We start from the raw sequence: 23,246 nt of genomic DNA, 5'->3' as shown, positions 1-23,246 counted from the left end.
TTGTTGTTCCCTTCGAGGGTGTTCAGTCGATATCCGGCACGCGCGCGAGTCGGCGGCGCTGCCAGCCTTTTTCAACGAAATGCAAATAGACGATGCCCGGCACGCCGAGCAGCAACTCCCGCGCGCGCTTGACGAGCGACAACGCGAGCGCCGCCTCGGGCGGCAAGCCGACCAGGCGCGCGAGCAGCAGATAACCGCCCTCCTGCACGCCGAGCGAACCGGGAATGGCGAAGGCCGCGCCGCGGATCGCCTGGCCGAGACTTTCGAGCATCAGCGCTTCGGTCCAGCCCACTGGATGACCCAGCAGATGCAGCGCGAACCACACTTCGCCCGTGCCCACGAACCAGCCGAGCAGGCTCAGCCCGAAGCTCGACGCGACCTTGCGGCGCTCGCGATAGAGCTCGTGCACGGCGACATCGACGGCTTCGGCGCGTGTGACGAGCGACGACCAGTCGCGCTTCGCGGAGAACTTCGCGGCGATGCCGGAGGCGAAGCGCATCGCTCGGCCGAACAGCCCGCGCCGCTGCGCCAGATAGAAGCCGAAGATCATCAGGCCGATCGTGCCGATCACCGCGAGCACGGCAATCGTCACGCTCGACGACGATCCGCCCGTCGCGTAACCGGTCAGCAGCACGACGCCGACCAGCGCGAACAGCAGTTGCGCGACCGTCTGCATGGTCGTGCTGACGGTGATGACGGCGGCGGCGTCACGCGCGCGCATGCCGCGCTGTGCGAGGTAGCGGACCATCAGCATCGGACCGCCGATCTGGCCTGCCGGCATCAGGCTGTTGACCGATTCGCCGGCCCAGCGGGCCAGCAGCGCTTCGCGCAGCGCCACGCTGCGCTCGTGCGCCGGGAACAGCACGCTGATGGCAACGGCGTCGATGAACAGCGGGACGAAGTGAAACGCGGCCACCGCGACCAGGCCCCAACCGGCCGCGGCGAGCGTCGCCGCCACGGAACCGAAGCCTTGCCAGCCGAGCAGCGCGATGAACAACACCACGCCGGCCGACAGCAGGAAGGTACCGGCGCGACTCATGCCGGTCCGTTCTTGCCGCCCTTGCGGCGAAAGACCTGCCGGAATCCGAAGTACGCGATCGAATCCTTCATGTTCGAGATGAAGCGCTGGAACGGCCGCATCGACGGATTCGTCACGTATTCAAAGGTCAGCGACACGCGCATCTGGTTTTCGCCGAGCGGCGTGACGCGGTGGCGCAGCTTGTCGCCGTCGAAGAAGACGAACGCGCCCGGCGGATAGCGCACCGCACCCGGCTGGTCCGGCACGCCGGGCGTCTTCGTGTGCAGTTCGTATTCGAGCGCGCAGGTGGAGTCGTCGATCACGCCGAGCAGCAAGGTGTAGCGCCGGCCTTCGTAATACGACGTGTCGTAATGCCAGCCGATGTGATCGCCCGGGCGCGTGTAGAAATACAGCGCGTAGGCGTGGGCGTCGTCGGGCGGGGAAACTTGCAGCTTGTCGCCGGTGATGGACTCCAGCCACGCAAGCAGCGCTTCCGAGCGGTACAGCTCCGCGATGAACGGCGCGAGCTGGTCCAGCGTATGGCGGCTCACGCTGCCGCCCGCCTTGTGACCCGGCAGGTAGTTGCGGTTCACGGCCGGCGTCACGGCATGCACGGCGGCGATCAGGCGCTCGGTGAAATCAGGCGGCAGGAAGTCTTCGATGTACAGAAACGACCCTTGCTGGCCATACTCGTCCCGCAATGCGGGCGTGGGCAGCGCGGCGAGGCGCGTGTTCATCGTTGCGTCGATGTCGCGCCGCGACACCGTCGCTGCCGCGGCGGGCTGCGCCGCCGGGTTGTCCGGAAAAGCCGTCGTGCTCATCTCACCGCCTGGAAATCATTGCCGTCCTTCGCGGGCGACGCCTGCGCGCGTCGCTGTTTCGCGGCGACGCGCTGATAGTCCACGGCCACGTACACGGCAAACAGCGGCGCGCCGATGGCCGCGGCCATCAGGAAAGGCGTCATGCCGTTCAGAAGAGTGACGACAGGCAGCAGATAAAGCACGTCTTCGGTCTCGAAGCCGGCCATCGAGGCCTGTTGCGTGCCCGACTTGCCGACCATCGACTCGATGCGCATGCGCAGATAGAAGATCAGCGCCACCGCGACGCCCGCAAGGCCGCCGAGCCACTGGGCCGGCACGAGCAAGGAAGGATGATGCACGGCCACATAGAAGCCGATGCCGAGGAACAGCAGCACCGTGACGAGCGCGTCGCACGCGAGGTCGTAGAGGTGGCCGATCTTGCTCGACTGTCCGCTGATGCGGGCCAGTTCGCCGTCGGTGTGATCGACGAGATTCGACAGCGCGATCAGCGCGGCGCCGAGCGAACACAACCAGAACTCGCCGAGCGAAAGATACCAGGCGCCAGCCAGACCGATCGCAAGGCGCAGCGTGGTCAGATGGTTGGGTGTGACAGGGGTGCCGACGAGCGGCGTGACGAGGCGTCGGGCAAGCCGTGCGTCCCAGGTGGCGGGCTCAGGAACGGCTTTGGGATGGGGCGGACACGATTTTGTCATCCCGGGAATATATCGCTAATTCGGCGAACCTGCATATATTGCGGGGCGCCGTTTCAGCGATAACTCCCTGTTTAGTCAAGGCCAGCGGGCGATTCTGAAAGTTCGACTTTCACTTTCGACAAAGCCGTAAATTGTTGTACACGGCAAAACTTTCCGATGCCGAACCCGCAACCCGGCTGCCGGTTCGGACACGCGATCATTCGACCGTCTTCTGCACCGGCGCGGGAGCGGGCGGCGGCACCGTGCGCTCGTTCGAACTCGTCGCGGACGCCGTTTCGTTCGACATCATGCCGTCCTTGCCCATCGGCAGCGTGACCGTACGCACAGTGCCGTTGCCGAGCGGGAAGTCGGCGAGCGCGCTGCGGACGAGATAAGGCATGGCCTGGTAGAGCGAGGCATCGCCCGTCGAATTGACGGCCGTGACCTTGTAGGCTTCGCGGCCGGTCTGGCGGTCGGTCATGCGGATCTGCAGCGCGTGGATGTACACCGGATAGGTCTGGTCGACATAGGCTGTCGGACCCCACGGGCCATAGCCGCCCCAGCCCCCTCCCCAGCCGCCCCACGGGCCGCCCCATGGACCACCCCACGGGCCGCCGTACATCCACGGATCGTAATAGACCGGCTGGCGCACGGTCATCGTGTCACCGCGGACCGAATAGCTGATCGCGACCTGATAGTTCGCGCTCGCGTCGGGCACCTGGCGGAAGTTGTACTTCGACAGCTCATTGGCGACGAGCGTCTCGTACGTCGTCTGTTCGATGCTGTTGCGCTGCTCGTCCTTGCGCGCGAATGCGTAGGTGCGGGTCGTGTCGTTGCCGCTCCAGTCGGAGAAGGCGGTCACCTGGGTCTGCACGTAGGTCGTGCAGCCCGCGAGCCAGGTCGCCGCGAGTAACAGCGTCCATCTGAAAAACGCGTTCATGGTCCCGTTCATGGTCATCCTCACTCCGTTGCAGCACCCATACCGGTTTATCACCAGCCTCCGGGCAGCCCGGAAGCCTCCTTGTTTTGTGGGGTTTGCGGCGCGTCATGCCGTCCGGTTCACGATCCCCGAGCGGCTTGTACAATGGTTCGACCAGGCGCGCACGCGTTCGTGCGTTCGACGTTCATGCGTTCTGCGTTCGCATGCGGGACGCCGGCGCCGCCGTTCAATCCAAACATGAAGACCCTGCCATGTCTACCACGACCGCTTCCGCAGTGATCCGCCGCGAGGACTATACGCCACCCGCCTTCCTGATCGAGTCTGTCGCGCTCGAGTTCGATCTCGTGCCGTCGCGCACAGTGGTCAGGAACACGATGAAGCTGCGTCGCAATCCCGACGCTGCCGCCTTCGGACCGGACGCGCGGCTCGAACTCATGGGCGAGCAACTCGAATTCGTCAGCGCGACGGTCAACGGCGCGGCGCACGCGGATGCCCGGGTTCACGAGGCGGGACTGTCGCTTGGCGGGCTGCCGTCCGATGCCTTCGAGCTTAGCATCGAGAGCATCTGCAATCCGGCTGAGAACACGACGCTCTCCGGACTTTATGTCTCCAGCGGCAACTTCTTCACGCAGTGCGAAGCCGAGGGCTTTCGCCGCATCACCTACTTCCTCGACCGTCCGGACGTGATGGCCACCTACACCGTCACGCTGCGCGCCGACAAGACCGCGTATCCGGTGTTGCTGTCGAACGGCAATCTGATCGCCGAGGGCGATCTGCCAGACGGCCGCCATTTCGCGCAATGGGAAGATCCGTTCAAGAAGCCGAGCTATCTGTTCGCGCTGGTGGCCGGCAAGCTGGTGTGCATCGAGGAGCGCATCGAGTCGGGCTCCGGGAAGGAGAAACTGCTGCAGGTCTGGGTCGAGCCGCACGATCTCGACAAGACCCGTCATGCGATGGACTCGCTGATCCACTCGATCCGCTGGGACGAAAAGCGCTTCGGGCTGGAACTGGATCTGGACCGCTTCATGATCGTCGCGGTGAGCGACTTCAACATGGGCGCGATGGAGAACAAAGGCCTCAACATCTTCAACACGAAGTACGTGCTGGCCAATCCGGAAACCGCCACCGACACCGATTTCTCGAACATCGAGGCCGTGGTCGGCCATGAATATTTCCATAACTGGACGGGCAACCGGGTGACCTGCCGCGACTGGTTCCAGTTGAGCCTGAAGGAAGGCCTGACCGTGTTCCGCGACCAGGAATTCTCCGCCGACATGGCCGCCGGCGACGCCGACGGCGCGGCCAGCGCCGCGGCGCGCGCGACCAAGCGCATCGAGGACGTGCGCGTGCTGCGCCAGATGCAGTTCGCCGAGGACGCAGGCCCGATGGCCCATCCGGTGCGCCCGGAGAGCTACGTCGAGATCAACAACTTCTACACGATGACCGTCTACGAGAAAGGCTCGGAAGTCGTGCGGATGTACCAGACGCTGTTCGGGCGCGACGGCTTCCGCCGCGGCATGGACCTGTATTTCAAGCGTTTCGACGGCCAGGCCGTCACCTGCGACGACTTCCGCCAGGCGCTGGCCGACGCGAATCATCGCGATCTCGCCCAGTTCGAGCGCTGGTACAGCCAGGCGGGCACGCCGCGCGTCTCGGTGCGCGCGCAGTACGACGCCGCCGGCAAGCGCTATACGCTGTCGCTGACACAGGGCTATGGCGACGCGTCCGAAGCCGCGCGCGAGACCCAGAAAGGTCCGCTGCTGATTCCGTTCTCGGTCGGCCTGATCGGCCGCAACGGCGCCGATCTGCCACTGCGCCTGGAAGGCGAGAAGGAGCCGAACGGCACGACGCGCGTGCTCGAATTCACCCAGCGCGAGCAGTCGTTTACGTTTGTCGATGTGAACGAGGCGCCGCTGCCTTCGCTGCTGCGCAATTTCTCGGCGCCGGTGATCGTCGAATACGACTATACGAACGAAGAACTCGCCTTCCTGCTCGCGCATGACAGCGATCCGTTCAACCGCTGGGAAGCCGGTCAGCGGCTCGCGACCCGCGAACTGCTGGCGCTCGCCGGGCGCGCGGCGCAGGGCGAGGCGCTGGCCATCGACGATGCCGTGATCGCGGCGTTCGCCCAGCTGCTCGACGACACCACCCTCACGCCGGCCTTCCGCGAACTCGCGCTGATGCTGCCTTCGGAAAGCTATCTGGCCGAACAGATGACGGTGTCCGACCCGGCCGCCGTGCATGCGGCGCGCGTCTTCATGAGCCGTCGGCTGGCAGCGCAACTGCGCGACAAGTGGCTTGCGACGTATGAAGCGAACCGCACGCCCGGCGAGTACCGGCCGGTGCCGGAAGACGCGGGCAAGCGCGGCCTGAGGAACCTCGCCCTTGCCTACCTGAGCCAGCTCGACGACCCCGCCGACGCCGTCCGCCTCGCGCAGGCGCAGTACGACAGCGCCAACAACATGACCGACCGCTCGGCCGCCCTCGCCGCCCTGCTGCTCGCGAGCGCGACGCCCGGCGCGGATGCGACCGTCGCCGACGCGGCGCTGGCCGACTTCTATCGCCGCTTCGAAAAGGAGGCGCTCGTCATCGACAAGTGGTTTGCGCTTCAGGCGACGCAGCGCGGCGGACCGGATCGCAAGGTGATCGAGATCGTGCGCAAGCTGATGCAGCACCAGGCGTTCACGCTCAAGAACCCGAACCGCGCGCGTTCGCTGATCTTCAGCTTCTGCAGCGGCAATCCGGCGCAGTTCCATGCCGCCGATGGCTCCGGCTACGCGTTCTGGGCCGAACAGGTGATCGCCCTCGACGCACTCAATCCGCAGGTCGCCGCGCGTCTGGCGCGCGGGCTGGAGTTGTGGCGCCGCTTCACGCCGCCATTGCGCGAGAAAATGCATGCCGCGCTGAGCGAGGTGGCGGCGAAGGCGAAATCGCGCGATGTGCGCGAGGTCGTGGAGAAGGCGCTCGCCGCTTGAGCACTGTTTTGTCGGGGTTTTTTTCCGCCGAGTGAGTGGCGGCAAGCGGCTGGAGGCCGCCGTGCGCAGCCTGGCGCGCGGCGGCCTTGCTCGTTTCTGGCCGATGCACACCGGCGTTGTCACACGGTGGGACAGGGTCGAGCGGTTAGAATCGCAAATATTCGTCTAACGCTCACGGAGCCTCGCATGTCCTCCATTTCCAGCCGTACCACGCTCACGAAGTATCTGATCGAGCAGCAGCGCGAACACCAGAATCTGCCCGCCGACCTGCGTCTCCTGCTCGAAGTCGTGGCGCGGGCCTGCAAGCAGATCGGCTATCACGTGAGCAAGGGCGCCTTGGGCGAAGCGCTCGGCTCGGCCGGCAGCGAGAATGTCCAGGGCGAAGTGCAGAAGAAGCTCGACGTGCTCTCGAATGAAATCCTGCTCGAAGCCAACGAATGGGGCGGCAATCTGGCCGCGATGGCATCGGAAGAAATGGAAAAGATCTTCCCGATCCCCAATCGCTATCCGAAGGGCAACTATCTGCTGACCTTCGATCCGCTCGACGGCTCCTCCAACATCGACGTGAACGTGTCGATCGGCACGATCTTTTCGGTGCTGCGCTGTCCGGACGGCGTGGAACCGAGCGAACAGGCGTTCATGCAGCCGGGCTCGCAACAGGTGGCGGCCGGCTATGCGGTGTATGGTCCGCAAACCGTGCTCGTGCTGACGACCGGCCATGGCGTGAACTGCTTCACGCTCGATCGCGAACTCGGTTCGTGGGTGCTCACCCAGCGCGACATGACGATTCCGGTCGAGACGCGCGAGTACGCGATCAATGCATCGAACAGCCGGCACTGGTATGAGCCGGTGCAGCGCTATGTCGGCGAGCTGACCGACGGCAAGGAAGGCGCGCGCAAGGAAGACTTCAACATGCGCTGGATTGCCTCGATGGTCGCGGACGTGCACCGTATCCTGAGCCGCGGCGGCATCTTCATGTACCCGGCCGACAAGCGCGACCCGTCCAAGCCCGGCAAGCTGCGCCTGATGTATGAAGCCAATCCGATGGCGTTCATCGTCGAGCAGGCCGGCGGCGCGGCGACCAACGGCGAGCAGCGCATTCTTGATATCGTCCCGACGAGCCTGCATCAGCGCGTCGCGGTGTTCCTCGGCTCGAAGAGCGAAGTGGATCGCGTCACGCGCTACCATCACGAAAAGAAAATTTGATTCGAGCTATTGCCAATTCGAGAAAACGGTCGCTATAATCTTGTTTCTCTGATGCCGGAATAGCTCAGACGGTAGAGCAGCGCATTCGTAATGCGAAGGTCGGGGGTTCGATTCCTCTTTCCGGCACCATCAGGATTCAGCAGTAAAAAACCCCGCGTTCACGCAAGTGACGCGGGGTTTTGCTTTATCCGTTCATTTCCTGTCCGCACTCTTTTCGTACCCCACGAGTGGGTGGATGCGTATGCCGCGCACCTATGCCACGATTCCCTCAAGTGGTCTTGATCCGCTTCAGCGCGTGCGCGTCTTTGGTCGAAACTTCCTCCGCGATTTCACGTTCAGCCCGAGTGCGCGTCTGATTCGCTTTTTATGTGCGGCTTCGTACAACAACACGCTATTTTCCGCTCTGCACCATCGAGCGTCAACGCAGGTTTCCCGGTATCGTTATATCCATAGAGGAAACGCTACAGTCGGACATGATTTGAGGTCGTGGGATCGGCAAGCAAGGCGCCATGCGGCTGACAGCGAGATCCCGTAAGGCCTGGAAGGCGAAGTTTTTGCGATAAGGGATTTTAAGGGTGAGTATGCATTACCGATGCGCCACCCTTCAGAACACGAACGATCATGCGTTGTGCTTTAGCCGTATCGATTGGATTCAAGTTGAATCGGCAGCCATCCGATAACGCATTTTGAGAGGATTTTGAGTTTGAACTGCTGCTGGTGTGCGGCGGCGCAACAGCCGCACCCATCAGGTTGGCGCAATTGAGTGTTGTCATTGAGGAGAGAGATCATGGACGCAAAACCGACAAAAATCCCGACGCCCGACAAGGTGCTGTGTCCGGATCAGGATCCGGTAGCCGTCGAATTTCTCGCGACCGAATTGCCTGAGCATGTCAGAGCCTTCTTCGACGAGCAGCGCAACGCTGCACAGTCGAAGTAGGCAGGATGCACTGGATCACGCAGTCGTCGTGGGAATGACTGCCCGCCGTGTGCGGTGCAAGCGGACGTTCGCGTCCGGACGTGGCGCGCGCCAGGTTGTTACACGTCGTTGATTCAGGGGCGAGTCGCAGATGCCGGCTCGCCTGCTCAGGACGCTCACCTCCTCCTCTTTGTTGATCCCCGCCGACGGTACGCTATTCTGGCGCTTTTGCTCGTTCATGCCGATGCGCCGCCGCCCGACCCTCTCCCTTCTCGTTCCCGCCGCTTTCGCCTGCGCACTTGCGCTTGCCGCACCCGGAACCGCCCACGCCGATGGCGACGAGTCCGCCTTCACCAACGTCATCGCTCTGGTTTCGCAGCGTCTTGCGCTCGCAGAACCCGTCGCGCGCTGGAAGTGGGCGCATCACGATGCGATCACCGACGCGCCGCGCGAGGAAGCGCTGCTCAAGCAAGTCGAACAGAAAGCGCGTGCCGCGCAGGTCGATCCTGAATTTGCGCGTGCCTTCTTTCGCGATCAGATCGAGGCGAGCAAGGACGTCCAGAACGCCCTGTTCGCCAACTGGCGCAAGCTCAAGGCCGCGCCGGAAGGCACGCCGCCGGATCTCGCAAAAGACACGCGCCCGAAGCTCGATCAGCTCACACGCTCGCTGATCGCGGCGCTTGGGCACGTTGAGCCGCTTCGTCACACCGACGATTGCCCCGTCCGGCTCGCAGAAAGCGTCGCGCGATGGAAGCATCTGACGCGCTACGACGCCGCGATGGATGCGCCGCTCGAGCGCGCCCTGTCGCATGTCTGCGCAAGCGGCGGGTTGGGCGCGGTGGGTTGACCGAAGACTAGAACGCGGCGGCGAGCGGGCGGATGTCGAGCGGCGTCACGGCAAGACCGCGCGCGAGTCGCTCGCTCAGGATGCGATAGGTCGTCAATTCGAAGCCAGGCGCCACGGCCCCCGCCGACAGCACAGCCGCTGCGTCCAGCGAGTCGGCCGAGCCAAGGTATTGCCATTGATTCACAACATGCCATACGCGTCGCGCCGACTCGGCGTCGCGCTCCTCGACGGCAATCGCACCCGCATACGGCCAGGGCGCGCCACGCGCTTCGCCGGAGCGCGGCTTCGGTACACGGTTGTGGGCCGGCCGCAACGCCGCAATCCACTGCGCCTCGGCAAGCATTGCGCCGATTTCGCCACCCGTCGCCTTCCATTCGACACGGCGCACGAGCGACGCCAGCCGCAAGTCCTTCGCGGAACGCTTCGGTCCGACCAGATGCGAGCGCACGCGCTGCCGCAGACGGACGCTTCGGCCGACGTACAGCGGTGTGTCGTCGTCGCCATGGAACACGTAGGCGCCGCAGCCGGCGGGAATGCGCTCGATCGTGTCCTCGTCGATGTGCGCTGCAAGCTGGAACCGGCGCGTCACCCGCTCCAGATGCGCCTGCATGACGTCCGGCGCGTGCGCGCCATGCAGGTGTTGCCAGAACTGCCAGAGGAGATCGGCGTCGGCGAGCGCCCGGTGGCGCGCCGACGGCACGAGCGCATGGCGTTGCACGAGTGCGTCGAGACCGTGACGGGCTTCGGACGGATACACCGCCCGCGACAACTGCACGGTGCAAAGCACGTCCGGCACGAACCGAAGTCCGACGCGCTTGAACTCGCCTTTGAGAAAACCGTGATCGAAATGGGCGTTGTGCGCGACGAAGAGTCGCCCGCTCATCCGTTCGAGCAGGCTCTCGGCCAGTTGGTCGAACGTGGGCGCGTTGCGCACCATGGCGTCGTTGATGCCGGTCAGCTGCTGGACGAACGCGGGAATTGACCGTTGTGGATTGACCAGCGAAGTCCACTGCGAGACGCCCTGCGGACCGACTTCGACGATGCCGATCTCAGTGATGCGGTCGACGCCGAAGGTACCCCCTGTCGTCTCGAGATCGACGAAAACGATGGGTTCGGCCGGGAGCGTGAAACGGGATGAATCGGAGTGCATCATGGACGGCGGGGAAGCGGTGCGCCTGACAGGACCGGACAGGCGCGTAATAAAAATGAATTGCCCATTCTAACGCAGGGCATCGCTTGGTCCCGGCCGCGCAGACGCGTCACTCGACAATTAAGCATTCCCCGCATTTCGTGGTGGCGCAATCGAGACGCGATGAACGCTGAGGTGAAAGATAAAAACGTCGAAAACCATTTCATAAATAAACTGGCAATAGAGGCAAACCCTCAATCAAGCCGACTGATTAACGCGCAGGAAAGGGACTTCACGCGCTTCGGGGAAGCCAAAGTGTGCACCGAGGCGGCACCCCGCGCTGCATCCCTGCCTGCAAGGCCCGGCCTCGCTGGCGCTGTGCCTTGAGAGGGACAACGCGCCGCTACGCCGACATGAATCAGGTTGAAGTTTCAAACCCCGTTATTCTCCAAATTCAAACCGGAGTATTGATAACGGCTGCGTTGAAAAGCGTCTTATCCAGCGCGCTTCAAAGCATCGAATCGATTCCCCAACTCAAATAAAGTTGCAATTCCAGACAATAAATAAATTACGAGGAAATACGGATTTTATCGACAAATAAAATTCAAAACAACACGCACCCGCCACCCTTGCCGGATTCTCCACGAACGCCACCTGCCGGTTTTATCCGCTATCAACATCCAGAATGGCGCCGACGACAAACTGCTTTCACTAGTTTCGAAGCAGGAAGCTTTGACCGGGTCAATAAGAGCACAACAAGGAATTTTGTCCCGATGACAGCCGGCACCATCCCCCGTTCAACCTCATTTTCCTCTCCAGCCAGTCTGCGCAAGGCTCCGGACGTCTTGCGGACGCACGCGTCATTCGAAAATCAGGACGAAAAAAAAGCGCGACTGGGAAGTCGCGCTGACAAAGTTTGGAGATCTTTTTCCGTCAACGAAAAAGTCTGCTTCGGAAAGCAGAACACTCAGTATAGCGACGCCCCTCGCACAAATTACCTGCATAAAACACAAACTTCTCTTTCAGATTTATCAACAATCCAATTGGGGAAATTATTTGTTGCTTCTGCACGTCAATTTGTGTCGTTCATGCGCAACGCCAATCGGTTGACACCTTAGCCCTTACGACTTCATTCGTACTTAAACCGTTGTAAATAAACAGGAATAAGCAGATTTCCGATCATTGCGCGAGCGAGAATGGTTTATTGCGGAAATCGAACAACGCTCTGGGTGACACGGTTCTTTACACTTCGTCTGGTCCGGAAACAAATGCGTTGGCTGCCGATGCATTGCTCTTCTGGCCGCGCCCTCTCGCAGCGCGCCGGAACGAGGTTTCCTCAAAGCCTGGGTCCTGGGCCCAATCTGCTCTCGGAGTTACAAAGATGAAAAAGACTCTCATGGTCGCCGCCCTGACGGGCGTTTTTGCTTCCGCCGCCCATGCGCAAAGCAGCGTCACGCTGTATGGCCTGATCGATGCCGGCATCACCTACACGAACAACAACGTGACGACGGCCGGCGGCACGGGCCACAGCAACTTCAAGGCGACGAGCGGTTCGGTCAACGGCAGCCGTTGGGGCCTGCGCGGCGCTGAAGACCTCGGCGGCGGCCTGAAGGCAATCTTCACGTTGGAGAACGGCTTCAACATCATGAACGGCACGAACGGCCAAGGTGGTCGCGAGTTCGGCCGTCAGGCATTCGTCGGTCTGTCGAGCACGCAGTTTGGCGCCGTGACGCTCGGCCGTCAGTATGACTCCGTCGTCGACTTCGTCGGCCCGCTGGCCCTGACCGGCACGCAATACGGCGGCACGCAGTTCGCCCACCCGTTCGACAACGACAACCTGGACAACACGTTCCGCGTCAACAACTCGATCAAGTACACGAGCGCCAACTACGCCGGCTTCAAGCTGGGCGCGATGTACGGCTTCTCGAACGAGGCAGGCGGCTTTGCGGATAACCGTGCTTACAGCGTCGGCGCATCGTACAACTACGGCCCGTTGAACGTTGCTGGCGCGTACATGCAACTGAACAACGTCGGTTCGGCAACGAACAACATCGCTGGTGCAGTCGGCAGCGACAACTCGCCGTTCACGGCTGGTCGTCAGCGCATCTTCGGCGGTGGCATCAACTACGCGTTCGGCCCGGCAACGGTCGGCTTCGTGTTCACGCAGACGATGCTGGACAACGCAACGTCGCTGAACAACGTCGCAACGAACGCAGGCAACATCAACCTCGGCGACAGCCACGTTCGCTTCACGAACTACGAAGTCAATGGCCGTTACAACCTGACGCCGGCTCTGTCGGTTGCTGGCGCGTACACGTACACGGACAGCCGCATCGCTGGCGAAAAGCCGAAGTTCCATCAGTTCAGCCTGCAAACGGCCTACGCGCTGTCGAAGCGTACGGACGTGTACCTGCAAGGCGAATACCAACACATGACCGACGACGATGGCCTGCCCATCGGCGCGACGATCAACGGCGTCGGTATGTCGTCGTCGTCGAACCAGGTTTCGGCAACGGTTGGCGTGCGTCACCGCTTCTAAGCGTCACTGGCAGTCTTGATGTAGAAAAGCCGCTCTTCGGAGCGGCTTTTTTTCGTTTTGCAGCCGTGCAGGCCATCCTGAGCCGGACGAAACAGGCGCCTCAGCGCGGATAACGCACGTCGAGAATATCGATCTGCCGCACGCCCGCGGGCGTATGCAGCGCCACCGTATCGCCGATCTTCGCCTTCAGCAACGCACGCGCCATCGGCGAGATCCAGCTCACCCAGCCGCGCTCGAGATCCACCTCGTCCACGCCGGCAATCGTCACAGTGTTCACTTCGCCATCGTCGCCGGCGTAATCGACCGTCGCGCCGAAGAAGACCTGGTCCACGTTCTCCTGCTTGCTGCTGTCCACCACCTCCGCCGCGTCCAGCCGTTTGGTCAGGAAGCGGATGCGCCGGTCGATCTCGCGCAGGCGCCGCTTGCCGTAGATGTAGTCGCCGTTCTCCGAACGGTCGCCGTTCGACGCCGCCCAGGACACCAGCTTGACCACTTCCGGACGCTCGTTGTCGAGCAGTTGCAGCAGCTCGTCACGCAGGCGTTGATGCCCTTGCGGCGTGATGTAGTTCTTCGTGCCCGCCGGGACGTCGGGGTGCGCGGTTTCGAGATCGTCGTCGCTGTCGTCCGACTCTTTGACAAATGCCTTGTTCATGATGCGAATCCAGATTCGGTTGCGAGATGACACACGCTTTCAAAACATCAACTTACCATGCGGAACATGCATGTCATACGAAGAAAACCGGGAATTTGCCCTATAAGCCTTCCAATTCTGGACTAGCTTGGCTATAATTCCGCTTCTGCGTGCGGCTGTAGCTCAGTTGGATAGAGTACTTGGCTACGAACCAAGGGGTCGTGGGTTCGAATCCTGCCAGCCGCACCACTTTTTTCCTGATGTCTTCGTCACTGGCGGTCGCGCCAAAAGATGATTGCATCACGCGCTTGACCATAAGCGCATTGAAGTCACATGAAGCAGTACCGTTTTGCGTGCGGCTGTAGCTCAGTTGGATAGAGTACTTGGCTACGAACCAAGGGGTCGTGGGTTCGAATCCTGCCAGCCGCACCATCTTAGAAGGGCCTTCCAGACGGAAGGCCCTTTTTCTTTTGCAGGCGTGAACTACCTGCATCGGACCGTGCAATCAACCGCGCGGACTCGAACCGATGTCGCCAATATGCTTCTCAGGCGATGGCACGTCTTCCACCGACACCACCGCGCTCGACTCGCCGATCGCTTCCGCACGCGTCCCCAGCAACGATTGCGGGCGGCGCATGAATTCGTCTTCCACCGTATCGCCGAACGCCTGCCGCACGAACGCGCGCAACAGCGCGATGCGCAGCGACGCTCCGCGCCCTTCCACGTTCTCGCCGTCCTTGCCAAAGCTCACGCTGCAGACCACTTCGCCGCGCCCGTGATCGTGCATCTCGAGCTTGCAGGCACGCTCCAGCACCACGGCGGCGGCTTCCCATGATGTCGACGGCAAAAAGCGCCCGTCCCATGGCCGTCCGCGATCGTTGCCGCGGATGGAAAGCGTCTCGCCGCTATCGGTAAAGTGGATTTCCCGAACGAATTCGTGCAGCCCGCGCGCGACCCAGTAGTCGAGTGTGGCGCCTTCGAGATCGGATGTGTTCATTGCGGCGCTTTCTCCTGTCGATGAAGGACGGAGCCTGCACGCCGCGTTCCCGCGCCGGGATCAATAGTCGGCGCGTTCCCGGTCGACGCGCATGCCGCCGTCCTGATTGCGATGATGCGGTTCGTCGCTCGGACGTTCACGCGCGATCCGCATGACGTCGTGATTGGTTCGCACGCGGCGCATCACGTTCGCCAGATGCACGCGGTCGCTGACCTGGATCACGAAGCGCAGCAGCTTGGCTTCCTGCGACACGTCCTCATCCATCGCGATGTGCACGATGTTCGCGTCCGCCGACGTGATGTCGGCCGCGACGCGCGCGAAGACGCCCTTGGTGTTCTTGACCAGCACCTTCACGGCGACGTCGAACAGGCGGCCCGGCTGCGGCGCCCAGGCGACGTCGATCCAGCGGCCCGGATCGCGCTTGTGAATGCGCTGCGCGACACGGCAATCGGTGGTGTGGATCGCCATGCCGAGGCCGATGCCGATATAGCCCATGATGTCGTCGCCGGGAATCGGGCGGCAGCACGGCGACAACTGCACCGACATGCCTTCCGTGCCCGTGATGACGACCGGCGGCGCGGTATTGGTGTTGTGATGGTCGCGATGCGGATGCTCGTCGCCGTCGAGACCGTTCATCAGCACCTCGATGCGCTTGGCCATCACCGCGGCCACACGGCGCCCGAGGCCGATATCCGCGAAGATTTCCTGACGGGTCTTGTTGCCGGTCCAGAGCACGAGCTTTTCCCAGACTTCCGGCGTGACGTCCGACAGCGCGAGGCCATAGCCCTTGAGACTTTGATCGACGAGCCGCTCGCCCAGTTGAACAGACTCGTTCAGGCGCATCGTCTTCAGATAGTGACGGATGGCCGAGCGCGCCTTGCCGGTGCGCACGAAACCGAGCCACGCCGGATTCGGCTTCGAATACGGCGCGGTGATCACTTCGACGATATCGCCGCTCTTCAGCTCCGTGCGCAACGGCAGGAGCTCGTTGTTGATCTTCACCGCGACGCACTGGTTGCCGAGGTCGCTGTGAATGGAATACGCGAAGTCGAGCGCGGTTGCGCCGCGCGGCAGCGGCATGATGCGCGACTTCGGCGTGAAAACGTAGACGGCGTCCGGGAACAGATCGATCTTGACGTGTTCGAGGAATTCGCTCGAATCGCCCGCTTCGCTCTGGATGTCCAGCAGCGACTTGAGCCATTGATGCGCGCGCTTCTGCACGTCGTTCAGGTCGGCGCCGCCGTTCTTGTAGAGCCAGTGCGCCGCGACGCCGGCTTCGGCGATCTCGTGCATCTTGCGCGTGCGGATCTGGAACTCGATAGGCGCGCCGAACGGGCCGACCAGCGTGGTGTGCAAGGACTGATAGCCGTTGACCTTCGGGATCGCGATGTAGTCCTTGAACTTGCCCGGCACCGGCTTGTAGAGCGCATGCAGCGCGCCGATGCAGGTATAGCATTCGAGCGCGCTCTCGACGACCACCCGAAAGCCATACACGTCGAGCACCTGCGAGAACGACAACTGCTTGTCGCGCATCTTCTTGTAGATGCTGTAGATGGTCTTCTCGCGGCCGGTGACTTCCGCGTTGATCTTGGCGTCCGCGATGGTGCGCTGCACCGCTTCGAGAATCTTGCCGACCACTTCGCGCCGGTTGCCGCGCGCTGCCTTCACCGCTTTTTCGAGCGTGGCGTAGCGGGTCGGATTGAAGTTCGCGAACGAGAGGTCCTGCAGCTCGCGGTAGGTATTGTTCAGACCGAGCCGGTGCGCGATAGGCGCGTAGATGTCCAGCGTCTCGCGCGCCACGCGCCGGCGTTTTTCCGGCGGCACCGCGCCCAGCGTGCGCATGTTGTGCAGGCGGTCGGCCAGCTTCACGAGGATCACGCGCACGTCGCGCGCCATCGCGAGCAGCATCTTGCGGAAGTTCTCCGCCTGCGCTTCCTCGCGATTGCGGAATTCCATCTTGTCCAGCTTGGACAAGCCGTCGACCAGTTCCGCGACCTTCGCACCGAAGCGCTCCGCAATCTCCGTCTTGGTCACGCCCTGATCTTCGATCACGTCGTGCAACAGCGCCGCCATGATCGATTGCGCGTCCAGCTTCCAGCTCGCGCAGATTTCCGCGACCGCCACCGGATGCGTGATGTACGGCTCGCCGCTCTGGCGATACTGCCCGAGATGCGCTTCGTCGCTGAAATGGAAGGCTTGCTTGACTTCCTTGATCTCTTCGGCCGTGATGTAGCCGGAGAGCGCATTCGTCAGTTTCGCGATGGAAACGACGTCATGCTTGCGCGGCTGTTCAGGCGTCGCGGTCGGCCCGAACAGATGGCGGAAGGATTGTTCGAGAACGGCGTCGATGTACCTGCGCGCCGCATGCGGCTTGTCGGCGTCGAGCAAGGGATCGGCGTCGGTGTCGAGATCGGGGTCCACGGCGGCGGAGACGGGCAACGGTGTCTGACTCATGATCGCCTCCTCCGTGGTGATGTGTGCGACGCGGGTTGCAGATGTAACTCAGGGAACCGAGGCCGGTTCCCTGCTTGATTCAAGCCCTCAGACGGGCACCTTCTTCAGCATCTCGATGCCCACTTGCCCCGATGCGATTTCACGCAGTGCGACGACAGTGGGCTTGTCGCGGCTTTCGATCTTCGGCGTATGGCCTTGCGCCAGCTGGCGAGCGCGATAGGTTGCAGCGAGTGCGAGCTCGAAGCGGTTAGGGATTTGTTTCAGGCAGTCTTCGACGGTGATGCGGGCCATGTTGGTTTCCTTCTCGATATGAACTTTATTCTACCTTATGTGACCGACAGGACCCGGCCACCGCGGTGGTCATGATTGCGGCGTGGAATGGATGCCGAGATCCACGAAGAGCTGCGTATTGCGGGCGTATTGCGACGTGAAGCGCAGACGCGTTGCAGCGACGAGGCAACGCAACTCGGTGAGTGCGCGGTCGAAATTTTCGTTGATGACCACGTACTCCGCTTCCGACGCATGCGCCATCTCGCTGCCGGCCGCGAGCAGACGGCGCACGATCACCTTGTCGGAATCCTGGCCGCGTTTCTTGAGGCGGTCTTCGAGCGCATCCAGCGAGGGCGGCAGAATGAAAATCTCCACCGCATTGCGGAACTGCTTCTTCACCTGCTGCGCGCCCTGCCAGTCGATTTCGAGCAGCACGTCATGGCCCATCTTCATCTGGTCGGCGATCCACACCTTGGAGGTGGCGTAGTAGTTGCCGTGCACTTCGGCGCTTTCGAGAAACTCGCCGCGCTCGCGCCGCTCCATGAATTCGTCGACGGACACGAAGTGATACTGCACGCCGTTGGTTTCCTTCGAACGCGCTTCACGCGTCGTGTAGGAAACCGACAGCAGGATGGCCGGATCTTCGGCGAGCAAAGCGTTCACGAGCGTGGACTTGCCGGCGCCCGACGGCGCGACGACCATGAACAGGTTGCCCGGATAAATCCCGGTGTAGTGGCTGTGCGAGCGGTGCGGTGTGGGGTTCGACATGATGGTGCGTTACTCCAGATTCTGTACTTGCTCGCGCATTTGTTCGATGAGCAGCTTGAGCGTCATCGAGGCGTCGGCGAGTTCCTTCGCGGCGGCTTTCGACCCGAGCGTATTCGCTTCGCGGTTGAGTTCCTGCATCATGAAGTCGAGCCGCTTGCCGACCTTGCCGCCCTTTTGCAGCACGTGGCGCGTCTCGGTCAGATGCGCGGTGAGACGCTGCAATTCCTCGGCGATATCGATACGGATGCCGTAGATGGTCACTTCCTGGCGGATGCGTTCGGCGACTTCCTCGCGCGGCACGCTGGCGGCAGAGGCGCCGTCGGCGGTGGCGATGCCGAGCGCATCCTGCAGCCGCTCGACGATCTTGTGCTGATGCCGCGCGATCAGTTCGGGCACGAGCGGCGTGATGCGCGCGACGATCGCTTCCATCTCCGTCACGCTGTTGAGCAGCACATTGCCGAGCGCGGCGCCTTCGCGGCCGCGCACTTCGATGAGATCGCCAATGGCCTGCTTGCCGCACGCCAGCACCGCTTCCCGCAAAGTTTCCTGCGACACCGAGCTTTCCGCGAGCACGCCGGGCCAGCGCAGGATTTCGCCGGTGCGCATGCGTTCGGCGTCGGGAAAGATGTCGAGCACGGCGCGCTCGAGCGTGGCGAGTTGGCTGAGCGCGTCGCGATTGAGCGCGCCGGCGTTGGCTGTCTGTTCGACCCGATTCAGGTTGATGCGGATATCGACCTTGCCGCGCGAAAGCTTGCTCATCAGCATTTCGCGCAACTGCGGCTCGGTGGCGCGCACGTCTTCCGGCATGCGGAAATTGAGATCGAGGAAGCGCGAATTCACCGTGCGCAATTCCACCGATACCCCGACGCCCGACCCGCCCGCGCCATTGGGTCCCGCGCCATCCGCGACGACTTCGCGCGTCGCGCTGGCATAGCCAGTCATGCTGTAGATCATGGTACGTCTCGCGATTGAGACCTTCGTTGCGAAGGCCGTTTCGATACGAAGCGCCCGGCGCTCCTGGAAGCCCCTTGGAGTGGCGCGTGTATGACCGCCGGGCGAGGAACCGGCATTATCCCATTTTTGCCGTGCAGACCGCCGATACCAGGGGTCGGCCGAACAGGGCCCGCACGACGCCATGCGGGGTTTGGCGATAAAATCCAGCCTTGCTGCGCGGCGTCTCACGGATGTCCTGCAAGCGTTCTCTGGCAGACGCGCGCGCTTTCACTCTCACCACTCGATCCTCATGACCGACTCCCCCCTGCTGAAGCCTTCTCCCCCGCGTCCGAGCGGCCGCCGCGCGAATCAGCTGCGCGACGTGCGCATCACGCGGAACTACACGAAGCACGCGGAAGGCTCGGTGCTCGTCGAATTCGGCGATACCAAGGTGATCTGCACGGCCAGCATCGCCGAGCGCGTGCCCGAATTCCTGCGCGGCCGCGAACAGGGCTGGCTCACCGCCGAATACGGCATGCTGCCGCGCGCCACGCATACCCGCAGCGACCGCGAAGCCGCACGCGGCAAACAGACCGGCCGCACCCAGGAAATCCAGCGTCTGATCGGCCGGGCGCTGCGTTCGGTGTTCGATTTGAACGCGCTCGGCGCGCGCACGCTGCATCTCGATTGCGACGTGATTCAGGCCGACGGCGGCACGCGCACGGCGTCCATCACGGGCGCGTTCGTCGCGGCCTACGACGCCACGAGCAAGCTGCTGGCGGCGGGCAAGATCGCGAAGTCGCCGGTGAAGGACTTCGTCGCGGCGATCTCGGTGGGCATCTACGAAGGCTCGCCCGTGCTCGATCTCGACTACGACGAAGACTCCCAGTGCGATACCGACATGAACGTCGTGATGACGGGCTCGGGCGGATTCGTCGAAGTCCAGGGCACGGCGGAAGGCGCGCCGTTCTCGCGCGAGGAAATGAACGAGCTGATCGCGCTTGCCGACAGCGGCATCAAGGCGCTCGTGCTGAAGCAGAAGGAAGCATTGGGGATTCGCGGTGTCTGATTCGTTTGCACCCGGGGCGGCGCCGGGCCGTGTCGTGCTCGCCTCGAACAATGCGGGCAAGCTGCGCGAGTTCGCGGCGCTGCTGGAAGCGGCGGGCATCGAACTGATCGCGCAGGGCGAACTCGGCGTGCCCGAAGCGCCCGAGCCGCATGTCACCTTCATCGAGAATGCGCTGGCGAAGGCGCGCCATGCGTCGGCGCTGACGGGCCTGCCCGCGCTCGCCGACGACTCCGGCCTGTGCGTGCGCGCGTTGCAGGGCGCGCCGGGCGTGTATTCGGCGCGCTACGCGTCGCTTGCCGGCGGAGAGAAAAGCGACGCGGCGAACAACGCGCGGCTGATCGCGGATCTCGCCGGCGTGGCCGACCGCCGCGCGTATTACTTCTGCGTGCTGGTGCTGGTGCGCCATGCGGAAGACCCTGAACCGCTGATTGCGGAAGGCCGCTGGCATGGCGAAGTGCTCGATGAGCCGCGTGGCGCGCACGGCTTCGGCTATGACCCGTACTTCTTCCTGCCCGCGCTGCACGCCAGCGCCGCCGAGCTCGATCCCGCCCGCAAGAACGCGCTGAGCCACCGGGCGCTGGCGCTGCGCGACCTGCTGCAACGACTGAAGGAACTGGCGTGAGCGCGGGACCGAAGACGATCAACGTGGTGCAGACGTTCACGTCGCCGGGCAGCATCCGGCTGACGTCGTTGCCGCCGCTCGCGCTGTATGTGCATTTCCCGTGGTGCGTGCGCAAGTGCCCGTACTGCGATTTCAACTCGCACGAGTGGAAGGGCGACAGCTTTCCCGAAGACCGTTATCTCGACGCGCTACGCGCCGATCTCGAAAGCGCGCTGCCGCTCGTGTGGGGGCGGCAGGTGCATACGATCTTCATCGGCGGCGGCACGCCTTCGCTGCTGTCGGCGCAAGGACTCGACCGGCTGCTGTCGGACGTGCGCGCGCTGCTGCCCGTCGACGCCGATGCCGAGATCACGCTCGAAGCCAACCCCGGCACGTTCGAAGCGGCCAAGTTCGCGTCGTTTCGCGCGAGCGGCGTGAACCGGCTGTCGATCGGCATCCAGAGTTTCAACGAGGCGCATCTGAAGGCGCTCGGCCGCATCCACGATGCAGGCCAGGCGCGCCAGGCCGTGGAGATTGCCGCGCGGCACTTCGACAATTTCAACCTCGACCTGATGTTCGCGCTGCCGCAGCAGTCGCTCGACGAATGCCGGCAGGACATCGAGACGGCGCTGGCGTTCGCGCCGCCGCATCTCTCGCTGTATCACCTGACGATGGAGCCGAACACGGTCTTCGCGAAGTATCCGCCCGCGCTTCCCGACGACGACGCCTCCGCCGACATGCAGGAGTGGATTCACGAGCGCACGCGCGACGCGGGCTATGGACGGTACGAGGTGTCGGCGTATGCGAAGCCGCATCGGCAGAGCCGTCACAACCTCAACTACTGGCGCTTCGGCGATTATCTGGGGATCGGCGCGGGCGCGCATACGAAGCTGTCGTTCCCGTCGCGGATCCTGCGGCAGGCGCGTTTCAAGCATCCGGCGAGCTACATGGACCACGCGCTTTCGCCCACCGAAACCCCGGTGCAGGAAGAACGCGAAGTTGGTCCGCGCGATCTTCCCTTCGAGTTCATGCTGAACACGCTGAGACTCGTGGAAGGCTTTCCGGTGCATGCCTTCGTGGAGCGCACCGGCTTGTCGCTGTCCGCGATCGAGCCGGCGCTCCAGCGCGCCGAACAGCGCGGACTCATCACGCGCACCCCCGAACGCATTGCGCCGACCGAGCTCGGCCAGCGCTTCCTCAACGATCTCCAGGAGATGTTCTTGAAGGATCCGCACAATTGAGCGCGTCGACGGTGGCGTCCGGCTCGGTGATGCGGCATCGTCCGTTCGCGCTGTTCTGGAGCGCGCGGGTGATGTCGTCGGTGGCGTTCCAGATGATGTCCGTGGCGATCGGCTGGCAGGTCTATTCGATCACCCACAGCGCCTATGCGCTCGGCTTCGTCGGACTCGCGCAGTTCCTGCCGATGTTCGTGCTGACGCTGGTGGTCGGGCACGTGGCGGATCGCTACGACAGGCGCACCATCGCGTATGTCTGCCAGGCGATCGAGGGGATCGGCGCGCTCGCTCTGTGTCTCGGCGCGTGGCACGGCTGGAATCATGTCGGCCCGATCTATGCCATTGCCACGATCACGGGCGCGGCGCGCGCGTTCGAATCGCCGTCGATGGCAGCGCTCTTGCCGAACCTCGTCGCGCGCACGCAGTTGCAGCAGGCGACCGCGTGGTCCACCTCGGCCAACCAGACCGCGATGATTCTCGGCCCGGCGCTCGGCGGCCTGCTGTATGGCTTCGGCGCGTTGACGGTGTATGGCGCGGTGACGCTCGCGTTCATGGCGGCGGCGTGCGCCGTGGCGGCGATCAGCATCGATGAACCGGTCCGCATGCGCGCGCCCTTGTCGTTCGAGGCGCTGTTCTCGGGCATCGGCTTCATTCGCAGCAAGCCGGTGATTCTCGGCGCGCTGTCGCTCGATCTGTTCGCCGTGCTGCTCGGCGGCGCGACGGCGCTGCTGCCCGTCTATGCGCGCGACATCCTGCACACCGGTCCGTGGGGACTCGGCGTGCTGCGCGCGGCGCCGGCCGTCGGGGCGCTGACCGGCTCGATCGTGCTCGCGCACTTTCCGCTGCGGCAGCGCGCGGGCACGGCGCTGTTCGGCGGCGTGATCGTGTTCGGCATCGCGACCGTTTTCTTCGGGCTGTCGCACAACATCGTGCTGTCGCTGATCGCGCTCGCCGTGCTCGGCGCGTCGGATGTGATCAGCGTGGTGGTGCGCACGTCGCTCGTCCAGTTGCAGACGCCCGATGACATGCGCGGAAGAGTCGGCGCGATCAACTCGCTGTTCATCGGCACGTCGAACCAGCTGGGGGAGTTCGAATCGGGCATGACCGCGGGGCTGTTCGGCGCCATGCCGGCGGTGTTGATCGGCGGGATCGGCACGATCGCGGTCGCGCTGCTGTGGATGCGGCTGTTTCCGGCACTGCGGGCGACGAAATCGCTGGAAGGGTGA

At 63.4% G+C, this 23,246-nt stretch carries 21 protein-coding genes and 3 tRNA genes; 13 read left to right on the top strand and 11 right to left on the bottom strand.

What is annotated here, in order from left to right; genetic code table 11:
* Positions 1-22: 22 nt before the first annotated feature.
* From QCE88_RS05345 to QCE88_RS05330, 4 genes are all read right to left on the bottom strand, one after another.
* The gene (locus QCE88_RS05345) at positions 23-1,039 is read right to left on the bottom strand and encodes a flippase-like domain-containing protein (RefSeq protein ID WP_309899829.1); all 1,017 of its coding nucleotides are present in this window, start codon (positions 1,037-1,039) and stop codon (positions 23-25) included.
* Complete coding sequence (locus tag QCE88_RS05340; protein WP_409018046.1) at positions 1,036-1,839, bottom strand: 2OG-Fe(II) oxygenase; 804 nt, start codon at positions 1,837-1,839, stop codon at positions 1,036-1,038. Before QCE88_RS05340 ends, QCE88_RS05345 begins: the two co-directional genes overlap by 4 nt.
* Positions 1,836-2,531: a CDP-alcohol phosphatidyltransferase family protein gene (locus QCE88_RS05335; RefSeq protein ID WP_309899826.1), complete on the bottom strand. Its 696-nt coding sequence runs from the start codon at positions 2,529-2,531 to the stop codon at positions 1,836-1,838. The genes QCE88_RS05340 and QCE88_RS05335 overlap by 4 nt, the downstream gene beginning before the upstream one ends.
* 196 nt (positions 2,532-2,727) lie before the next feature.
* A complete protein-coding gene (locus QCE88_RS05330; protein ID WP_309899824.1) occupies positions 2,728-3,462 on the bottom strand; it encodes a DUF4136 domain-containing protein in 735 nt (244 codons plus the stop codon).
* A gap of 239 nt (positions 3,463-3,701) precedes the next feature.
* Between QCE88_RS05330 and pepN the strand changes: the two genes are divergently transcribed.
* From pepN to QCE88_RS05305, 5 genes are all read left to right on the top strand, one after another.
* The gene (gene pepN, locus QCE88_RS05325; RefSeq protein ID WP_309899822.1) at positions 3,702-6,425 is read left to right on the top strand and encodes an aminopeptidase N; all 2,724 of its coding nucleotides are present in this window, start codon (positions 3,702-3,704) and stop codon (positions 6,423-6,425) included.
* A 186-nt stretch (positions 6,426-6,611) separates the two neighbouring features.
* Positions 6,612-7,631 carry a class 1 fructose-bisphosphatase gene (locus QCE88_RS05320; protein ID WP_309899821.1) on the top strand — a complete coding sequence of 340 codons (1,020 nt, stop codon included), beginning with the start codon at positions 6,612-6,614 and terminating at the stop codon, positions 7,629-7,631.
* Positions 7,632-7,684: 53 nt separating this feature from the next.
* A tRNA-Thr gene (locus tag QCE88_RS05315) sits at positions 7,685-7,760 on the top strand.
* Positions 7,761-8,418: 658 nt separating this feature from the next.
* Positions 8,419-8,568 carry a hypothetical protein gene (locus QCE88_RS05310; protein WP_309899818.1) on the top strand — a complete coding sequence of 50 codons (150 nt, stop codon included), beginning with the start codon at positions 8,419-8,421 and terminating at the stop codon, positions 8,566-8,568.
* Between the two features lie 223 nt (positions 8,569-8,791).
* The gene (locus QCE88_RS05305) at positions 8,792-9,394 is read left to right on the top strand and encodes a chorismate mutase (RefSeq protein WP_309903411.1); all 603 of its coding nucleotides are present in this window, start codon (positions 8,792-8,794) and stop codon (positions 9,392-9,394) included.
* 7 nt (positions 9,395-9,401) lie between these two features.
* On the opposite strand, the gene QCE88_RS05300 is transcribed toward QCE88_RS05305, so the two are convergent.
* A complete protein-coding gene (locus QCE88_RS05300) occupies positions 9,402-10,544 on the bottom strand; it encodes an exonuclease domain-containing protein (RefSeq protein ID WP_309903409.1) in 1,143 nt (380 codons plus the stop codon).
* A 752-nt stretch (positions 10,545-11,296) separates the two neighbouring features.
* Between QCE88_RS05300 and QCE88_RS05295 the strand changes: the two genes are divergently transcribed.
* Both QCE88_RS05295 and QCE88_RS05290 read left to right on the top strand, forming a co-directional pair.
* Complete coding sequence (locus tag QCE88_RS05295; RefSeq protein ID WP_309899816.1) at positions 11,297-11,641, top strand: hypothetical protein; 345 nt, start codon at positions 11,297-11,299, stop codon at positions 11,639-11,641.
* 263 nt (positions 11,642-11,904) lie between these two features.
* Entirely contained in the window at positions 11,905-13,062 is a 1,158-nt protein-coding gene (locus QCE88_RS05290) for a porin (RefSeq protein ID WP_309899814.1), read from the top strand.
* 100 nt (positions 13,063-13,162) lie between these two features.
* On the opposite strand, the gene greB is transcribed toward QCE88_RS05290, so the two are convergent.
* Positions 13,163-13,714 carry a transcription elongation factor GreB gene (gene greB / locus QCE88_RS05285; protein WP_309899812.1) on the bottom strand — a complete coding sequence of 184 codons (552 nt, stop codon included), beginning with the start codon at positions 13,712-13,714 and terminating at the stop codon, positions 13,163-13,165.
* 151 nt (positions 13,715-13,865) lie between these two features.
* Here greB and QCE88_RS05280 point away from each other — a divergent pair.
* Together QCE88_RS05280 and QCE88_RS05275 are read left to right on the top strand one after the other, a co-directional pair.
* Positions 13,866-13,942 (top strand) — tRNA-Arg (locus QCE88_RS05280).
* A gap of 106 nt (positions 13,943-14,048) precedes the next feature.
* Positions 14,049-14,125, top strand: a tRNA-Arg gene (locus QCE88_RS05275).
* A gap of 73 nt (positions 14,126-14,198) precedes the next feature.
* On the opposite strand, the gene QCE88_RS05270 is transcribed toward QCE88_RS05275, so the two are convergent.
* The 5 genes from QCE88_RS05270 to QCE88_RS05250 all read right to left on the bottom strand — a co-directional run bounded on the left by QCE88_RS05270 (position 14,199) and on the right by QCE88_RS05250 (position 19,136).
* Positions 14,199-14,690 carry a phage protein NinX family protein gene (locus QCE88_RS05270; RefSeq protein WP_309899810.1) on the bottom strand — a complete coding sequence of 164 codons (492 nt, stop codon included), beginning with the start codon at positions 14,688-14,690 and terminating at the stop codon, positions 14,199-14,201.
* Positions 14,691-14,750: 60 nt separating this feature from the next.
* Complete coding sequence (locus tag QCE88_RS05265) at positions 14,751-17,144, bottom strand: bifunctional (p)ppGpp synthetase/guanosine-3',5'-bis(diphosphate) 3'-pyrophosphohydrolase (RefSeq protein WP_309899808.1); 2,394 nt, start codon at positions 17,142-17,144, stop codon at positions 14,751-14,753.
* 87 nt (positions 17,145-17,231) lie between these two features.
* Positions 17,232-17,435 (bottom strand): DNA-directed RNA polymerase subunit omega, encoded by a 204-nt coding sequence (gene rpoZ / locus QCE88_RS05260; RefSeq protein WP_050456014.1) that lies wholly within the window; start codon positions 17,433-17,435, stop codon positions 17,232-17,234.
* 69 nt (positions 17,436-17,504) lie between these two features.
* Complete coding sequence (gene gmk, locus QCE88_RS05255) at positions 17,505-18,182, bottom strand: guanylate kinase (RefSeq protein WP_309899806.1); 678 nt, start codon at positions 18,180-18,182, stop codon at positions 17,505-17,507.
* 9 nt (positions 18,183-18,191) lie between these two features.
* Positions 18,192-19,136, bottom strand: a complete 945-nt coding sequence (locus tag QCE88_RS05250; protein ID WP_309899804.1) for a YicC/YloC family endoribonuclease — start codon at positions 19,134-19,136, stop codon at positions 18,192-18,194.
* A gap of 289 nt (positions 19,137-19,425) precedes the next feature.
* On the opposite strand from QCE88_RS05250, the gene rph reads away from it, so the two are divergent.
* The 4 genes from rph to QCE88_RS05230 are packed head-to-tail and all read left to right on the top strand — an operon-like array spanning position 19,426 to position 23,246.
* Positions 19,426-20,184 carry a ribonuclease PH gene (rph, locus tag QCE88_RS05245; RefSeq protein ID WP_409018045.1) on the top strand — a complete coding sequence of 253 codons (759 nt, stop codon included), beginning with the start codon at positions 19,426-19,428 and terminating at the stop codon, positions 20,182-20,184.
* Positions 20,177-20,806, top strand: coding sequence for an RdgB/HAM1 family non-canonical purine NTP pyrophosphatase (gene rdgB / locus QCE88_RS05240; RefSeq protein ID WP_309899801.1), 630 nt, complete (start codon positions 20,177-20,179; stop codon positions 20,804-20,806). Before rph ends, rdgB begins: the two co-directional genes overlap by 8 nt.
* A complete protein-coding gene (gene hemW, locus QCE88_RS05235; RefSeq protein ID WP_309899799.1) occupies positions 20,803-22,026 on the top strand; it encodes a radical SAM family heme chaperone HemW in 1,224 nt (407 codons plus the stop codon). Before rdgB ends, hemW begins: the two co-directional genes overlap by 4 nt.
* Before the next feature lie 29 nt (positions 22,027-22,055).
* Positions 22,056-23,246, top strand: coding sequence for an MFS transporter (locus QCE88_RS05230; RefSeq protein WP_309903405.1), 1,191 nt, complete (start codon positions 22,056-22,058; stop codon positions 23,244-23,246).

This window comes from Caballeronia sp. LZ035, from assembly GCF_031451175.1.
In the GTDB taxonomy this organism is placed as follows: Bacteria; Pseudomonadota; Gammaproteobacteria; order Burkholderiales; family Burkholderiaceae; genus Caballeronia.
This window is presented reverse-complemented; position numbering and strand designations above follow the sequence as displayed.

Bases quoted from the DNA above. Each gene is read 5' to 3' on its own strand.
- QCE88_RS05345 (WP_309899829.1), bottom strand. From the start codon at position 1,039: ATGAGTCGCGCCGGTACCTTCCTGCTGTCGGCCGGCGTGGTGTTGTTC.
- QCE88_RS05340 (WP_409018046.1), bottom strand. From the start codon at position 1,839: ATGAGCACGACGGCTTTTCCGGACAACCCGGCGGCGCAGCCCGCCGCG.
- QCE88_RS05335 (WP_309899826.1), bottom strand. From the start codon at position 2,531: ATGACAAAATCGTGTCCGCCCCATCCCAAAGCCGTTCCTGAGCCCGCC.
- QCE88_RS05330 (WP_309899824.1), bottom strand. From the start codon at position 3,462: ATGAACGGGACCATGAACGCGTTTTTCAGATGGACGCTGTTACTCGCG.
- pepN (WP_309899822.1), top strand. From the start codon at position 3,702: ATGTCTACCACGACCGCTTCCGCAGTGATCCGCCGCGAGGACTATACG.
- QCE88_RS05320 (WP_309899821.1), top strand. From the start codon at position 6,612: ATGTCCTCCATTTCCAGCCGTACCACGCTCACGAAGTATCTGATCGAG.
- QCE88_RS05310 (WP_309899818.1), top strand. From the start codon at position 8,419: ATGGACGCAAAACCGACAAAAATCCCGACGCCCGACAAGGTGCTGTGT.
- QCE88_RS05305 (WP_309903411.1), top strand. From the start codon at position 8,792: ATGCGCCGCCGCCCGACCCTCTCCCTTCTCGTTCCCGCCGCTTTCGCC.
- QCE88_RS05300 (WP_309903409.1), bottom strand. From the start codon at position 10,544: ATGCACTCCGATTCATCCCGTTTCACGCTCCCGGCCGAACCCATCGTT.
- QCE88_RS05295 (WP_309899816.1), top strand. From the start codon at position 11,297: ATGACAGCCGGCACCATCCCCCGTTCAACCTCATTTTCCTCTCCAGCC.
- QCE88_RS05290 (WP_309899814.1), top strand. From the start codon at position 11,905: ATGAAAAAGACTCTCATGGTCGCCGCCCTGACGGGCGTTTTTGCTTCC.
- greB (WP_309899812.1), bottom strand. From the start codon at position 13,714: ATGAACAAGGCATTTGTCAAAGAGTCGGACGACAGCGACGACGATCTC.
- QCE88_RS05270 (WP_309899810.1), bottom strand. From the start codon at position 14,690: ATGAACACATCCGATCTCGAAGGCGCCACACTCGACTACTGGGTCGCG.
- QCE88_RS05265 (WP_309899808.1), bottom strand. From the start codon at position 17,144: ATGAGTCAGACACCGTTGCCCGTCTCCGCCGCCGTGGACCCCGATCTC.
- rpoZ (WP_050456014.1), bottom strand. From the start codon at position 17,435: ATGGCCCGCATCACCGTCGAAGACTGCCTGAAACAAATCCCTAACCGC.
- gmk (WP_309899806.1), bottom strand. From the start codon at position 18,182: ATGTCGAACCCCACACCGCACCGCTCGCACAGCCACTACACCGGGATT.
- QCE88_RS05250 (WP_309899804.1), bottom strand. From the start codon at position 19,136: ATGATCTACAGCATGACTGGCTATGCCAGCGCGACGCGCGAAGTCGTC.
- rph (WP_409018045.1), top strand. From the start codon at position 19,426: ATGACCGACTCCCCCCTGCTGAAGCCTTCTCCCCCGCGTCCGAGCGGC.
- QCE88_RS05230 (WP_309903405.1), top strand. From the start codon at position 22,056: ATGCGGCATCGTCCGTTCGCGCTGTTCTGGAGCGCGCGGGTGATGTCG.